The 15,140-nt window shown below is 49.2% G+C and carries 14 protein-coding genes; 4 read left to right on the top strand and 10 right to left on the bottom strand.

Annotated features, from left to right (window positions below; genetic code table 11):
- Positions 1–8: 8 nt before the first annotated feature.
- The 6 genes from ACYX4J_RS06880 to ACYX4J_RS06855 all read right to left on the bottom strand — a co-directional run bounded on the left by ACYX4J_RS06880 (position 9) and on the right by ACYX4J_RS06855 (position 8,261).
- Positions 9–329, bottom strand: coding sequence for a hypothetical protein (locus tag ACYX4J_RS06880; RefSeq protein WP_238152012.1), 321 nt, complete (start codon positions 327–329; stop codon positions 9–11).
- Positions 326–910, bottom strand: a complete 585-nt coding sequence (locus ACYX4J_RS06875; protein ID WP_413662567.1) for a tetratricopeptide repeat protein — start codon at positions 908–910, stop codon at positions 326–328. The genes ACYX4J_RS06880 and ACYX4J_RS06875 overlap by 4 nt, the downstream gene beginning before the upstream one ends.
- Before the next feature lie 32 nt (positions 911–942).
- Positions 943–4,062 (bottom strand): tetratricopeptide repeat protein, encoded by a 3,120-nt coding sequence (locus ACYX4J_RS06870; protein WP_476178158.1) that lies wholly within the window; start codon positions 4,060–4,062, stop codon positions 943–945.
- Positions 4,059–6,089, bottom strand: coding sequence for a tetratricopeptide repeat protein (locus ACYX4J_RS06865; protein WP_476178157.1), 2,031 nt, complete (start codon positions 6,087–6,089; stop codon positions 4,059–4,061). The genes ACYX4J_RS06870 and ACYX4J_RS06865 overlap by 4 nt, the downstream gene beginning before the upstream one ends.
- A 2-nt stretch (positions 6,090–6,091) precedes the next feature.
- Positions 6,092–6,601: a hypothetical protein gene (locus tag ACYX4J_RS06860; RefSeq protein WP_282932151.1), complete on the bottom strand. Its 510-nt coding sequence runs from the start codon at positions 6,599–6,601 to the stop codon at positions 6,092–6,094.
- A gap of 244 nt (positions 6,602–6,845) precedes the next feature.
- Complete coding sequence (locus ACYX4J_RS06855; RefSeq protein WP_476178156.1) at positions 6,846–8,261, bottom strand: MFS transporter; 1,416 nt, start codon at positions 8,259–8,261, stop codon at positions 6,846–6,848.
- Positions 8,262–8,518: 257 nt separating this feature from the next.
- Here ACYX4J_RS06855 and ACYX4J_RS06850 point away from each other — a divergent pair, with 257 nt between their 5' ends.
- On the top strand, positions 8,519–8,947 hold the full coding sequence (locus ACYX4J_RS06850; protein ID WP_476178155.1) for a DUF4174 domain-containing protein: 429 nt from the start codon (positions 8,519–8,521) through the stop codon (positions 8,945–8,947).
- A gap of 217 nt (positions 8,948–9,164) precedes the next feature.
- On the top strand, positions 9,165–9,812 hold the full coding sequence (locus ACYX4J_RS06845) for an NAD-dependent epimerase/dehydratase family protein (RefSeq protein ID WP_476178154.1): 648 nt from the start codon (positions 9,165–9,167) through the stop codon (positions 9,810–9,812).
- A gap of 109 nt (positions 9,813–9,921) precedes the next feature.
- On the opposite strand, the gene ACYX4J_RS06840 is transcribed toward ACYX4J_RS06845, so the two are convergent.
- On the bottom strand, positions 9,922–10,521 hold the full coding sequence (locus tag ACYX4J_RS06840; RefSeq protein ID WP_444936212.1) for a CPBP family intramembrane glutamic endopeptidase: 600 nt from the start codon (positions 10,519–10,521) through the stop codon (positions 9,922–9,924).
- A 382-nt stretch (positions 10,522–10,903) separates the two neighbouring features.
- Here ACYX4J_RS06840 and ACYX4J_RS06835 point away from each other — a divergent pair, with 382 nt between their 5' ends.
- Positions 10,904–11,488, top strand: a complete 585-nt coding sequence (locus tag ACYX4J_RS06835) for an exopolysaccharide biosynthesis protein (RefSeq protein ID WP_282932146.1) — start codon at positions 10,904–10,906, stop codon at positions 11,486–11,488.
- A gap of 322 nt (positions 11,489–11,810) precedes the next feature.
- Here the strand turns inward: ACYX4J_RS06835 and ACYX4J_RS06830 are convergent, their stop codons facing one another.
- From ACYX4J_RS06830 to ACYX4J_RS06820, 3 genes are read right to left on the bottom strand one after another with little or no spacing between them, the layout of a single operon-like run.
- Positions 11,811–12,422, bottom strand: a complete 612-nt coding sequence (locus tag ACYX4J_RS06830) for a lysostaphin resistance A-like protein (protein ID WP_476178153.1) — start codon at positions 12,420–12,422, stop codon at positions 11,811–11,813.
- 19 nt (positions 12,423–12,441) lie between these two features.
- Positions 12,442–12,969: a GDYXXLXY domain-containing protein gene (locus ACYX4J_RS06825; RefSeq protein ID WP_476178152.1), complete on the bottom strand. Its 528-nt coding sequence runs from the start codon at positions 12,967–12,969 to the stop codon at positions 12,442–12,444.
- A complete protein-coding gene (locus ACYX4J_RS06820) occupies positions 12,966–14,282 on the bottom strand; it encodes a DUF2157 domain-containing protein (protein ID WP_476178151.1) in 1,317 nt (438 codons plus the stop codon). Before ACYX4J_RS06820 ends, ACYX4J_RS06825 begins: the two co-directional genes overlap by 4 nt.
- Positions 14,283–14,525: 243 nt before the next feature.
- Here ACYX4J_RS06820 and ahpC point away from each other — a divergent pair, with 243 nt between their 5' ends.
- Entirely contained in the window at positions 14,526–15,092 is a 567-nt protein-coding gene (ahpC, locus tag ACYX4J_RS06815; RefSeq protein ID WP_445361499.1) for an alkyl hydroperoxide reductase subunit C, read from the top strand.
- The last annotated feature ends 48 nt before the right edge of the window (positions 15,093–15,140 follow it).

The following is a 15,140-nucleotide window of genomic DNA, read 5'->3' as shown; positions in this document are numbered from 1 at the left end:
ATATGGCGTTAATCGCCGGACAGGCTGAGCTGGTAGAACTCCAACTCACGCATGAAAACTTCCTTGTCGAGCGGTTTGAGTTTGTCATCCATCAAGCTGGAGACAAGGTCGCTTTCGACACCCACTTCGGAACTTTTCCAGGGGACAATATAGAGAGACTTAGGGGCTTCCTTGTTACCGATAATAGAAATACCCGACAACTCCTTAATTTTTGAATCCACCTTTTTATCGGTGGATTCTTTTTTCTCCTCTCCCTCAGACTGAGCCAAGGCATAAGGAAAAACCATAAAGCTGGCCACGAATGGCAAAGCCCAACGAAGTTTAATCATTTACCAGCCCTCCGTTGAATATCAGCTAACCAGATAGTGACATCCCGGTCCTCTGGTTCCAATTGAACATATTGTTCGAATTGTGCCAGAGCACACTGGAGATCTTGCAGATACAGATCACACAATATGCCCAGATTTTTTATCAAAGGTAGATATTCTGGATTTTCTGCCAAAGCATTCACATATATTTTTCGCGCCTCGGCAAAGCGCCCTTGCTTTCGGTAGAGAACAGCCAGTTCATTAGTTGCCACCGGATGCTTTTCATCCAGCGCCAATGCCTTTAAAAAAGCCTCTTCCGCTTTTGCCTCATTGCCACTTTTGTAGTGGGCAATACCCAGATTGATATAGGGTGCCGGAAGGCGCTGCTCGCGCTCTACCACTGACTGCAGAAGCTCAATAGCACTCGCATAATCCTGCTCGGCAAGATATTCCAGGGATCGCTCAAAGTCCCGGCTCACACTGCCCGATACTCGCACCGAAGAATAATCAGAGATTTTTCCAGACTTGGTTTGGGTGCTGGCGCAAGCTGCCAACAACAAGGCTAAGCCCACCAGAAAAAACAAACGCATTTGTTTTTGCATAACTTTCCACTCCAAAAGGCAAATGCCTGTTATTACTGACCCGAAACTGCTGATCCCGCTGAGGGCAATTCCGGCTCTGGTGGCAGGGGTACAATACTCTGGAGATACTCACCAGCCTCTTCCGCCCGTGCATAGCGAGCGGGCATTAAATTGGCAAGCTTGCCAATACTTTTATCAATCCAGGGGTTATAAATACCGACGCCCAGCAACTCGACATTCTTCTGGTGAACAGAAATGGCTTTTTCCTCGAAGGGATAAATCTGCTCCTCCAATGCCAACTCATACTCTTCCAGCTCCAGGGCATTCAGGTTGGCTGGACGTTCAGAGTCCTTCAGGGCCACACTAAAGTGGAGATAAATTTCAGCCAGGTAAAAGGTTGCCGCAGCGGTCACATCGGCCACCTGATAATCAATCAGGTCAGTAAATGCACGGGTGGCTGCTTTCATACGCTTGCGCTTGAGGTTGAGGCTTTTCTCGATAGGCGCAACCAAATCCACCTGGGTGAAAGCCTCAAAACTGGGTTCAGCCAATAGCAGGGCCGCATTACCTGCGAGATAACGGGTGCGGTCGCTGCGCTGGGAACCACCGCGAGACTCAACTTTCACCAGTTCACGAAGCTCTGCCATATAAAGCTTTTGATTCCCCGACACTTTGTAGATATCGGCAATTTTCTGGCGGGTCTCCAGCGCCGGCTCCATGGGTTCGGGGAAATAATCGACGTAGCGACGCAAAACAGACAGCGCTTTAGCGCTATCTTCTGCCGCTGCATAAAGATCTGCTGCCTGGGTTAAGGCCTCACGGCGTATTTCATCGTCCTCGGATTCCCGCTCAATACGCTCAAATTCCGCAGCTGCCAGCAACAGCTCACCGCTCTCCTGGTAAACCACTGCCAACTTCTTGGTGACATCTTTCGCCAGCTCATGCTCCGGGAAGTGACTGCGGAAGTTATTCAATACCGTTGCCGCTTGTACCCAATCCCTAAGAACGATCAATGATGCGGCAGCATCGTACTCCGCCGTAGCCAGAATGGTCGCGCCAGGTGCAGCGCCTCGAATACGCAGGAAATGGCTCGCTGCGGTTGCATGATCCTCCTGCTTACGGGCCATATCACCCTGCTGGTAGATGGAAGCCGCCAGGTTATCTACCAGTCCCGCCCTATCCTTTGCATCCTGGGCAGTCAGTGTCAAAGTTTCACCGTAAGCGATTTCTGCATCCGCAAAGGCCGCAGTATCGAAAGACGCGTGAGCCACCAGCAGCCAGGCAGAACGTCTAATCTCCTGCTCCGCAGCGGGGAACTGCTCCAACAATGAACGACCATTGGCGATTGTCGGGGCATAGTCTTTTAACCCGTAGAGATCCTCCACCGCTCCGAGCATGATTTGAGGGGCTTTGTCATGCTCAGGGAATGTGGCTGCAAATGTCAGCGATGAACGGATAATTTCCCACAATAGTGGTGCACGCTGCTCATCCGTTGCATCTTTTAAGTTATTGGCCAGATGTTCGCGATAAGCGTAAACCGCTGCGTAGCCTGCTTCGCTGGAATCCTTATGCGCAGGATATTCATAGGCCGTGCGCTCATACTCCAGAGCTGCACCATGGAAATCCCGGTTTTCCAACATCAATCCGGCAAGCTGATAATTGATTTCCGGTGCGCGCTCAGTTTCCCGAAAGGAATCGAGATAGCTTCGATACCAGTGAATCGCCTCGCGATAATTCTCGGCCTTCTTATCTTTTAACTTCTTATTCTGGTAAGCCGCATGGTAGTGCCCGGCGAGGTCGATCAGGTTGGTCTGCAGGAAGGCAACCACCTCTCCGTATTCATTAATATCGAAGACAGTCCAGTAATCGGCATTAAGTGCATAAGTAGTGGCGAAATCCTTCTTCGCTTCCAGCACCAGCTTGGGGAAGCCGCCTTTACTGTAGATTTCAATTACACGAATTGAGAAATCCGCAGATACTCTGTGTAACTGGTTTCGATCAACAAACGCAATATAGGATTTTGCCGCATCCTGGTAGCGACGCTTCTCCAAATAATATTCACCCAGCTGGCTGTATACCCTGAACTCGTAATCTCTATTGCCCTTGCGGGTGAAGTAATCGACAACCGAATCAGGGCCTTCCAGGTAAGAAAAGCTCAAGCTGACCACACGGAAAGTATCGTCAATATGCTTGCGCTCGCCCTTATTGTTTTGCTGGTCGAAGTCATATCCCTGGGAGACTTTGTAATCCAGCATGGCGATATAGTCATCCAGAGCCATTTCATACATATCTTGCTTAAACAGCGCCCAACCGCGTTTATACAGGGCAAGCTCGTAGAAACTGGATATCACACCAATATCGATAACTTTTCCGTAGGACTCTTCCGCATCGAGAAACTTCTTGCGGGTAAAATAGTATTCGCCCAACCGGAACCAGGATTCATCGATATGTCGCGAGTCCGGATAGTTGGCCACCAGCTGACGCAGCACATCCACCGCTGCATCAATCTCTCCCGCCTCTTCATAAGCCCGGGATAACTGATACATCACCTGGTCGTTGCGGTGATACAGGGGGTACTTTTGCAGCAATTTAATATAGAGATCGATAGCTTCGCGGGCATTGGCTGACATCATCTCTTCAGAATCAACGCCCGGCGCTTCAAGCGGGGTTTCATCTGCAGCTATTTCTATACTGCCACTAGCGCGGGTTTCAAACTCCTCATCAGACTCGACAACCCCAGGGGCCTGCGCCTCAGTCACTACCGGCTCTACCTTCGCCACCGGCGCTGACGTCTCTGGAGCATCCAGGGTATTTTCAGCCATAGCTTCTGACGCATCGACAGAGATCACCGCCCCGCTTCCAGCAGCTACTCCAGCAAGGTTATCGAATTCTGCATCTTCAGCGCGGTGTGCCTGCTTGATTTTCAGGTCGGCAATCCTGCGCATCGCCTCGGGGGTCAGCTTGGATTCAGGGGTTTCCTGCAAGTACTTCTGGTAGCTGGCCAGAGCCTTCTCCAGGCTGCCATCGATATGCTCTTCCTTGATTTCTACTTCGACATTTTGAAGACTGCCGATGGTCTTGCCGCTGTTTCCCGCACAACCCCCTAGCACTATAAGTGCAGAGAGAAGACCGGCGGCGCGATTGAGAGATTTAGATTTGAGCAACTTACTCACGAACCACCTCCCTCTGCTGATTCTTCTTCCTCCACCGGCTCCATCTCCGCTGGATTGTCCTCAGGGATTTGCTCTTCCAACAGCGCTTTGTGCTGCTCTACCTTGAATTCATCTTCACGCTGCTCCTGCAGCTCATTAGCGCGGTCATAGCTGTCTGCCAGGGCGAAGCGGGCTTTAATTTGATAACTTTCCAACTGTGCGCGACGGCGTTCCAACTCAGCAATTGCCAATGCTTCAAGCATGGTGCCCTGGCGCGCCATCAGGATTTTCAGTCGCCGCTGGGTTTGCTGGATACGCGCGCGCAAACGAGTAATATCGCGGTCGTAACCGGTATAGCTGTGAGTTGCCGCCTGGCGACTGCGCACAAAGGAATCGTAAACAGACTGGAGACTTTCGATCTCCTGGTTTAATTCCGCCAGGTGTTTGTAGGCTTCGGTCAGTCGCTGGTCGTACTCAAAGGAAAGACGCAGATCCAATACACCTTTGAGCCGCTGAACCCGCTCCAAAGTAGTTTCAGTAAAGCCTTGGGGATGCTCAGCAATTTTTCCGCTAAGCTCCAAGAGCTTCAATCGCGCTTCCTGCTCTTCGGCCGTTGCCAGATATTCTGGTCGGCGGGAGATCAGCATCTGCTCTATGCGACTGGCAAATTGGTCACGCTGCTCCATCCGCAGCTGGATACGGGCATCGAGTTCACGGAATTGCCTGTCCAGCTCCGGCAATAGGGGTTCGTAATAGTTGCGGCGAATACGAATAATATCTTCGTAGGCTGTGAGGCTTTTTAGCCACTCTTCATTGCGCTCATATAAATCGTTGAGGTCGCGATAATTCCGCAGAAACTCCTGGTAGTCATTGGACGCCATCAGGTCGAGTAAGTAATGAGTCTCGGGGGCTTCCGGTAAATTGCGCAAGGCCACTACCCAGTTCTGTACCTGGGTGGCCTCTTTACGACGCAGCGCCTCAAGGAACTTACCTTTGCGAATACTATGAATAGACTGAGTGAGGGTATCGATCTCACGCCCGAAAGCGTCTAACGCGCGACCGTAATTAATTGCAGCAGTACTGTGGACATCCAGTTTGCCGTAGGCATAGGGCACCGCCAACATGACCTCTTGCACCGGCTCATTGGTGCCTTTGCGGTCTTGCAACAGCTTCCAGGGCACCAGTGCCCGGTCATAGCGGCCCGCGCGGGCCTCTACCCAGCCAGCACCCAGCAGCGCCCTGTTTGAAAAAGGGCCATCGAGGTTTACACGATCAAAATAGGGGCGCGCCAGTTCCAGCTTGCCCAGCTCCATTAAATGGGAGCCCAATAAGAGATTGGTTTTATCGTAAAGGGCCTGCAGGGCCGCCTCTGAACTGCGCTTTCTTCCCAGTGCAGTCAACTCCAGAACACCGCGCTCCTCTTCTCCCGCCTTCAGTTGGGCAATACCCAAATTGAAGGAAACAAATCCCTCAAGGGACTCTTCACCCTTCAGATCTTGCAGCAGGTCTACGGCTTCTTCGAATCGACCGAGCTGCATATAGACTCGAGCACGCAAAAACTGCTCATCTGCACGGACCCTCTCGGGAACCCGCCCGTCAATCATTTCCAGGGCGTGTAAGGCGTTGCGCGGCTGTTGTTTGTGATAGTGAATTTTTGCCAGTCGATACGCGGCTTCATTGCGCACCGGCTGGGAAACATTTCCCTGCAGTACAGCCTCAATAGCCCGCCCGGCCTCCCTGTGCATTCGGTAGGACAATTCCAAGTCACCCACCGAAAACTCAGCTTGCCCCAAGTGCGCACTGAAAGGATCGAGTTCGGGCTGATCTAAGCGGTGATACTGAGCAAGTTCTGTGTCCAGTGCCACAATCGCATCAAAATAACTTTCCTGATGGGCATGAAACATTGCCGCACCGAAAAACAGGTCTTTAAGTTCTTCCTGCGATTCAGTCGCCGCTGCAGCAGGGAGAGCAGCCAAAGAACAAAGGGATAGAGCACCAAGCATCATCCTGGTTTGACAGGACAACACATTTACCAGGGACCTGAGCATGATTACCAGTCCTTGAAGTTTATCGTGGACTCGGTTCCCAGAACCTTAATCTCGACAAATTTAGGACCCACTGCTTTCTCCACGGTGTAGGAAGCTGTAGCCCGATACTCTTTTCCTGATGGGGTTTTACCGAGAAAACTAACCTCTAATGGGTGCCCACCCACTTGCACATTGCCAGTGTATATTTTTTGTACCCCACCTTTTTGCAGGGACTCAATTTCCCGGTAGGTATAGAGATGATGGGCAACTAATTTGCCATTCAGTGTGACCTCAACCGACTCCAGTTCGAAGGGCTTTTCATCTGCCACCGAGACAAAAAGAGCTACCTGCGTATTAGAGGGGAATAAGAGCTTTTCCTCCAGCTGTGACAATTCAGCAGTGAGATCAATTACATCTTTCTTAACATCCTGGATCTGCTCATCCAGGCCACGGATATCATCTCTATCAATAGTCTGAGCATGCCCAGTACTGGCCAACAGAAAGAAAAGTACAATCTGAAGAATTCTGAACATGTGGCCTACCTCCGACCCAACCCTAAACTATCAATTCCTGCCAGAGAACCTGGAACAGGACCACAATAAACCCAGGCACAACAGGGCCTTGAGCTGCGGCATTGTATTGAATAGAGGGCTAATCAGATGTGAGGAAATTCAAATCTCACAAAAACTCAAAGAATGGATAAATTTTGAAAAAAGCACTTCCAGCAAATAAAAGAGATCTACAACACAAAAGAAGTGAGACACAATTCACTTTCGATTAAGAAAGCTCTCCGCTTTGGCTCTCTGGCCTACCGATCACAAAAAACATACAGACAATCAAACCAACCAAGGCTAGGTAAGCATTTACTGTAAAAGCTCTATCTATACCCGAAGGTATATCTGGAGCGAAGGCAATGATTGTAGCATTCATACCCAAACCAACCGCACCCCCACCAATTTTAAACATATAGAGGATAGCGCCTGCCAAGCTGGCACGGTGAGGTTCCACCACCGTAATACCCGCAGTCGTACTGGATGGATTGAACAGCCCAATACCCACTCCCAACACGACCAAGCCCGGACACATATCCAGAAAACCCGTGTCCGAAGTCAGGTTCGAAAGCATGAACATTCCAACACTCATCCCCAAAATACCTAATGAGACGAGTAATTTTGGTCCAGCTAGCTCATAGAGGCGGCCGGAGATAATAGCAACCAGCCCCGATACAACCATTAAAGGGACTAAAGATAAACCGGCCTGAAATGCTGAGTAGCCACGAAAATTCGCCAAAAACTGGGGGACATAGAGAATCGCCGACAGGAATACTACGGAGATTAGGAGTGTCGTAACGCCTACCGCTAGGAACTTTCGGTTCTGTGCAATATCAGGGGGAATCAGGGCATCTTTACCAACTCGATACTCCACGATGGTAAACAGGCAGAGCAACACCAGGAACACAACGATCAGGCTGATAACCACAGGATGCTTGAAACCAATTTCTGCGGAGACATCCAGTGCAAAAAGCAAACAAAATAGCGAGGTGCACAGTAGTAGCACACCGAAGAAGTCTATTTTTTCCTCGGTGTCACGAGGTTTATCGGGGGGCACTGCCCACCAACAAGCCAGCATTGCTGCCAGAGTAAGGAGAATATTAACGAAGAAAATCCATCGCCAACTGAAAAAATCTGCGAGCACCCCACCCAAAACTGGTCCAGCTGCATTCGCTAACCCACAGGTGGCCATCAGGATGCCACCCGCCAACCCTGACCTTTCATAGGTCAACAAGTTAAAAGTCATTGCCAAAGTGGACGGCCACATCAATGCCGCACCCACTCCCATCAATGCGCGGGATATCAATAACATCCACATATCCATTGCCAAGCCACCCAGCACGGCAAAGAATACGAATATTCCCGCTCCAATCATAAATACTCTGCGACGGCCATAGATATCCGCCAAGCGGCCACCGGTTATGATGAAAACACCAAAAACCAAGGCGTAGCCGTTAATGATCCACTGGGAGCTAGTTATGTCTGCATTGAACTCTCTTTCGATGGCAGGTAGTGCGGGGGCAAAAGCGGTATAGTCATTACTAATAAGGAAGGCCGCGAGAACTAATGCAGCCAACCCCAAGTACTGATCTCGTGTAATTTTGCCGCTCTGTTTAGCCATACTGCGTAATTCACTCGACACCCGAGCCGCTCAGGTAATCCTTCAGAACCTAATTAGCTTGCGATATATTTTTGTTACTCCCGCCTAGAGCCTAGACCACTCGCTAATTTACACGCCTTTTGACTAGTCAGTTTTCACTGTGGATACTGATCATCATCTGCCTTGTAACTGGCAGCTAGTAACTTATGCTTAAAGGACATCCAAGCGCCGGAGAATTGAGTTAGTGATTGGATAGCCTGCTGAGTCCCTAAAATCACGCTAATAGATGAGATTAGTAAATGCATAAGTTCATTGTGCTTGTCTTGGTTCTGTTGACTTCTTCTACATTCGCCCAGGGATCTACGGTGAACGACCTAAAAGATTTCCAGTGGAAAAACCGCATTCTGTTACTGAATATCCCGGAAGATCCCAATAGCACAATCAATGAATTACTCAAGTTAGCGCCGCAGTTTGCAGAGAGAAACTTAATATGGTTCCTATTCTCTAACGGCACCCTTGAGACTAACTTCCCCGGTAAAGTCACAGACAGTTTTGCTAAAAATGTACGGGAAAAATATCTGCAAGGACCAGCAATGCAAGTACTTCTTATAGGAAAGGATGGGGAAGTAAAGTATAAAGCCAATAAATTCTCAGCCGTCGAAGTTTTCCAACGTATCGACAGCATGCCCATGCGACGCAATGAGATGCAACAAGGATCTGCACAGTGAACAATTATTGAACATCCACAATCTGATAGAGAATTTTTGTATCTTCCAGAATTACTGAGGAATCCCAGAGTTAGATTTCCCTCAGTTAATTACGCTTCGGCCTTCTTTGCTCACCAGACACCCTCTCCAGCTGGCAACTTTTAACAAACATAGACATCTTTGCGCTAAAGTACGCTATTAGCCTTGCGAACATATACCCAATGGAAATCGACATCCAATGACCAAAAGAGCCATTATCCTCGGAGCTACGGGCCTTATCGGTGGCCATCTCACAGAGCAACTGGCTGGTGAAGAAGTCTTTGATGAAGTACTTACCCTCACTCGACGCCCCAAAGCCACTGCAAGTCAAAGAATACATAATCATATTGTCGATTTTGACCGGTTGGAGGAGGCTGCTCCTCTTTTTCAGGGAAATACTCTATTTTCCTGCCTGGGAACCACTCGCAAGCAAGCCAGCAGCCTAGCCGCCCAGCACAAGGTTGACGTTGAATATCAATACAAAGCGGCCCAATTGGCAGCGGAGGCAGGGGTCAGCCATTACTTACTGGTTTCATCCAGCGGAGCCAATGCCAATAGCGCCAGCGCTTACTTACGTATGAAGGGTGAGTTGGAAGAGAAAATCAAGAAACTTCCATTTAAGCGCATCAGTATACTGCAACCCTCCCTACTCCTCGGAGATCGTGCAAATGCCCGACCCGGTGAGAAAATCGGAGGCATCCTCCTACCAGTAATTTGTATGCTGCCGGGGCTGAGACGTTATAGGCCCATTGAGGGGCGTGAAGTAGCCAAAAAAATGGTTTATTTAAGTCGACAAGAACGAACAGGGGTTGAGACCCTGCGTTTGGATGAGTTATTCAATACTTAAGGAGCCTCTGAATAATTCCGTAATGTCTCGGCGAATCTGGGAGGCTCCTTAAACCCCAAAGGTTAAATTCGGGAGCTTAAAACAAGTAAATCGCTCCCGAATACTACGGTTATTCTTTTACTTTAATCCCTAGCCAATGCGGATATTGAGTCAAAACAATAAGGACAATTGCATCGTAGACTGCGTGCCAGATTATCACTCCCAATAAGCTTCCGGACACTTGGTAAACCACTCCTAAAACCACACCAATTCCCAAAGTCAGAAAGAAATTGGTCCACGATGAGAAATGAAGTAGCGCAAATGCAATTGCGGAAATTAATAACCCCAACAATGGCGAGCTAAGTTCTGACAACCAGGACTGCAAAAACCCCCGAAACAAAAGCTCTTCGCAAATTCCGACTACAACAGAAATCAACAGCAGCTGAAAGAAAGACAATCGTGAAAATAGCGGAATCAGGGCGATCGATTGACGCCGCATTGACTTGCCAAGGGTCGTTTCTGAGCGAGTTAACGACAACATCACACCGTAGGTAGCCATTGCACCAATGATGCCAATTGTTACTTGCAACCCTACACTATCACCAATGATCACTACCTTGAGTGAAGCCAGATAAAAGCCCAGAAGGGCCAGCAACAAGCAAACAACCTGAGTGCCAATTAATAAAAGAAAAACTGGTGGATTCCCTTTTGTTTGGTCAACAGCATCCATTTGTGACCGTCCTTTTTATTAGTAGTTTATCGAGGTAGTCGAGTGGCTCAGTACCTAAATAGACTGCCTTAGGATTCCGTACCAACTAGAAACCACACCGAAATTCAATCAGCCGAAATAAGCACACCCGCCATCAGCAATAATCTAACAGAAAATGATGACAGGCATAATCCTCCGCCAACAGCCTATCTCTATCCGTTTAGTTTGACGTCAGACAGCTTATCCCCTTTGAAAAACTGCCTGACTTTAGCCGAAAAGCCAGTCACAGTGCTATGCTCGACAATATCTCTGGAACCGGATAGCTCGTAGAGACTACCCGGTTTCCAGCCCTCTTATCAGTAGATTGTCTTACAAAGAAACTACACAGCAACTAATTCCAACCATGACACAAGAAATCATAGGACTGGGCCAGCTGCTGAAGGATATTGAGGAGAAAAGTCAGGGGCAGGAGAAAATCTCCATCCAGCATGTTATTGAGGCTGTGGGGCTTCGATCCTTTGCCCCATTCCTTATCCTTATCGGGTTGATCCTGTTTTCCCCTCTGAGCGGTATTCCCGGAATGTCTACCGCGATGGGCGTATTGCTACTACTGTTTGCCCTACAACTGCTGATGAAGCGCAACTATATCTGGCTTCCACAGTGGTTAATCAACCGCTCCATATCCAGCGAGAAGCTGATGGATGCCCTGCACTGGATGGAAAAGCCCGCCCGGTTTGCCGACCGCTGGATTCAGCCACGGATGGATTTTATCGTGCGCCGATATGGCACCTACGCTATTGCTGGAACCTGCATTTTTATTGCATTGACCCTGCCAATAATGGAAGTAATCCCCTTCTCTGCCTCAACTGCTGGTCTTGCTCTCACCATTTTTGGGCTATCGCTGGCAGCTCGAGATGGACTCTTAGCGCTTATTGCTTTTATCCTAACGGCCTCCCTGGTACTAGTGGTGATCGTTGCCGTGATCTAGGGAGCCTCTGAATAACTCCGTGATACCTCTGGCTTGCAGAGCGGTTCACAATCAAGGCGCGGCTTCGCAGGAATGTCTAGACCTTTCAAGAAGTCGCAACGCGGAGTGTGAATCGCTCTGCAAGCCCCGAAGGGCGGGCCTTGAAGGCCACAGCTGCTGCGTTGCAGCTCTTGCAAAGGACCGAGCCATTCGCGGCGAGCTGCGCCTAACATCTGTAGCCTTCAAGGCCCGCAGAGGCATTATGGAGTTATTCAGAGGCTCCCTAGGAGCCCGCGAGTAACTCCGTAATATCTCTGTGGGTCTCCAGACCAAAGCTGGCTACTTACCCTCGCTTTAAAACTTGATTTTTTAATCCGAGCAAATGGGGAAAGTGCACTATGGCGAAAATTGCCAAAACGTCGTATACCGCATGCCAAACAATCGCCCCCACCAAGCCCCCGGACATTTGGTAGAAAATGCCTAAAATGAGCCCAATCATAAAGGTAAGGAAGAAGTACACCCAGGAAACACAGTGCAGTAATGCGAATATCAGTGATGCACCCAATAAACCGAGGAATGGCGTACTGAGCTGGGAGAGCCAAGACTGTAGAAAACCACGAAACAATAGCTCCTCACAAACACCCGCAGCTAAAGCAACCCATACCATCTGTGATGGGGACAACTTGGAAAACAGAGGGGTCAATTGAGTGCAGTGGAGCCGCAGCATTTTCCCAAATAGCGTCTCAGAACGAGCTAATGTCAGTACTACCGCAAATGTGACAATAGCGCCTAACAATCCCAACAGCAGTTGCAGCCATACCGTATCACCAACAAATGAAACTTCCATTGGCACGAGGTAGAGACCCAGAGCTGCAAGCAATAGACAGCCCAGTTGAATATCCATTAAAAAAAAGAAAACCGGCAGGCTGCGCCGTGCCGGACCAATCGCTTCCATTCCTGATTTTTCCCTTTGCCTATTGATTTCCTGAGCCTCTGACAACCTTCAAGCTCGCTCGCCCATCCGCAGAAATCATCAATTCGGCCACGCCACCCTCCCGCAGTTGCTTTTCCAGATCCAGGGCTTTTTCCTTCGGAGCAAAGTAGGCTTCAATACCGTAGCGAATCCGATAGCTATCTGACGAATTCCAAAAATTCTGGCCTGCTACCCGCCCTCGAATAAAGACTCCGCCCTGTGGTTTTTCAAGGCTGACAGAGGCGCGTTCATACAATCCGGATGGCCCTTTTTCTAAGCCCACATAAACCACCTCTCCCTGACGCAGCCGTCCCTGCCCTTTAAACAAGGCTTTATCTAAAGTGGAAAAGGGGTAATTTAATTGGGCATAGTTACCGCGAAACAATGAGCGCGGGTCTACAGGAACAGTTTTCACTGAGACAGGCTGGCCCGTCCACAGCGGTATTTGAGCCTTAATATACATTCCTAACAGTATAAAAAACTGCACGCCAATGGCGGCAACCAGGCCAATCACAACTCTACGTTTCATCGTAAACTTCCCCCCGCCTGGTGATATTTCCAATACTTGGCTGCTGCCAGCAATAAAACTGCGAAGAGAATAAACAGGAGAGCAGCTCCTATATAGTCGCCAATCAAGTCAATATAGCGCAGCAGAGCCGTCAACAGGACCGCCATAACTCCGAGGAAGAAGTAGTGTGAGATACCATCGTGAATACCCCTGAAGATCAACCAGATTCCACAGGCAATCAGGGCGAAGTTTGTGAAAATTTGTAACCAAACTGCGTAGTCACTGGAGCTGGCATTCGTTACGAACGCAAGTACTGCCGCAAAAACACCGCACAACCCCAGTCCGAATAGCAACCTCTGAGACAGCAGCGCCAACACTATCGACAGAGCAGACATAGTCCCCACTACCGCCCACATAGAAGGTAGGTGACTCCAGGGGGCTTCTATCATCTCCTCCCAGGGATATTCAAAGCTAAAAATCAGTAAGCCAATTAAAGTAAACCGAAGGCACCAAATAGAGACTACTGCTGCGTAGTCCTTGGCTACCGCCGACGGGCGAGTTGCCAACCAATGGGCAAAGCAATACATCAGGATAAAGAGCGAGACTGCAACAGCAAGGTTCTCTGGATAAATATCCGCACTAAATTTCCCATCCTGCAAACGCCAAAATTCTGATAGGGAAAATTCCAGCCAAAAACCTAAGCCAAAGATAAAGGTCAGCAAGAGAATCACGCTCGCACGACCACTTAACAGGATATAGAGGGCCCCCAGCAAGAAAATTGGGAACAGGGCGGGGTAAAAGCCTAAACTCGACTCCAGGAAGAACCAAAGCAAAGCCAAAAGCAAAGACTGCTCTGCAATCCATGGGCTGCGGGTAATTAAAGCAAATGGCAAACTACCCAGTGCCCACCAGAAAATACCATCTGGCATATGCTCGCCCAAGTGGTATACCTGTGCGATTAAAATAATCGCCGCACCAAAAAACAGGTTGCCCAACAAGAACAAGCCCTCTCCGGCTTTCCTGTCTCCAGACAGGTAAACCTTAAACGCCACTCCCTGGGTCACCAAGGTCAAAGCGATCAGCCCCCCCATTCGCAGCGCTCTGGGGATTTCCTCCCAATTGGCCCCAATCAGTGTAATCACCGCCAGCCCGATAAAGAGATAGGCCAACCCAATCAAAATACGATATCCAAGTGTTCTTTCTTGCGCCCGGTGGTAATCCACTTCATAGCGGGCACAGATCTGCTCAGCCTGAGCTTCACTGATCACACCGTCTTCAACCCAATCTCCGGCCTCGCGGGCCAGATCATGCTTAAGCAACCGAATCAATCGCATAGATGCGCCTTGTGAAAAATTACCCATACCCGATGAATGGGTATTAATACTTTGGTCCCGAGTATCCCCGATGTAACCAGCGACCTCAAATTGGTACGGATTGCAGACTAAATTATCGCCAAGCTGCCTAGATAGCAGAAAACTATCTCAGATATTTAAATTGTTAATTTCTATTATTGATAATCAGTCAATAGCATAAGCGGCATCAAAGTTAAGAGCCAGGCACCCAATAAGGAGCTAACCATGTCCCGCTATATCGAATCCGAACTCAAGCCGTTTAACGCCAAAGCCTACCAAAATGGCGAATTTCACGATGTAAGTGACTCTGACGTCAAAGGTAAATGGGCCGTATTCTTCTTTTACCCCGCCGACTTCACCTTTGTATGCCCCACTGAATTAGGCGATCTGGCAGACAACTATGAAGAGTTTAAGAAGCTGGGTGTAGAGATCTACTCAGTCTCCACAGACACTCACTTCACCCACAAGGCCTGGCACGATTCCTCTGACACCATCGGTAAGATCCAGTACCCGATGATCGGTGATCCTACCGGTACCATTACCCGCAACTTCGGTGTAATGATTGAGGAAGAAGGCATTGCCGACCGTGGTACTTTCGTAATCGACCCGGAAGGCCGTATTCAAATTGTGGAAATTACTGCTGGCGGTATCGGCCGCGATGCCAGTGAGCTGCTGCGCAAGATCAAAGCTGCTCAGTACATCGCTGCTCACCCCGGTGAAGTTTGCCCAGCGAAATGGAAGGAAGGTGAGGAAACCCTGGCCCCCTCTCTCGATCTGGTAGGCAAAATTTAAGTCTTCCCAAGCCCTCACAGGATTGGAACTGGCCTTGCCCGCCCTTTT

This window comes from Microbulbifer sp. ABM4_008, from assembly GCF_056311705.1.
This window is presented reverse-complemented; position numbering and strand designations above follow the sequence as displayed.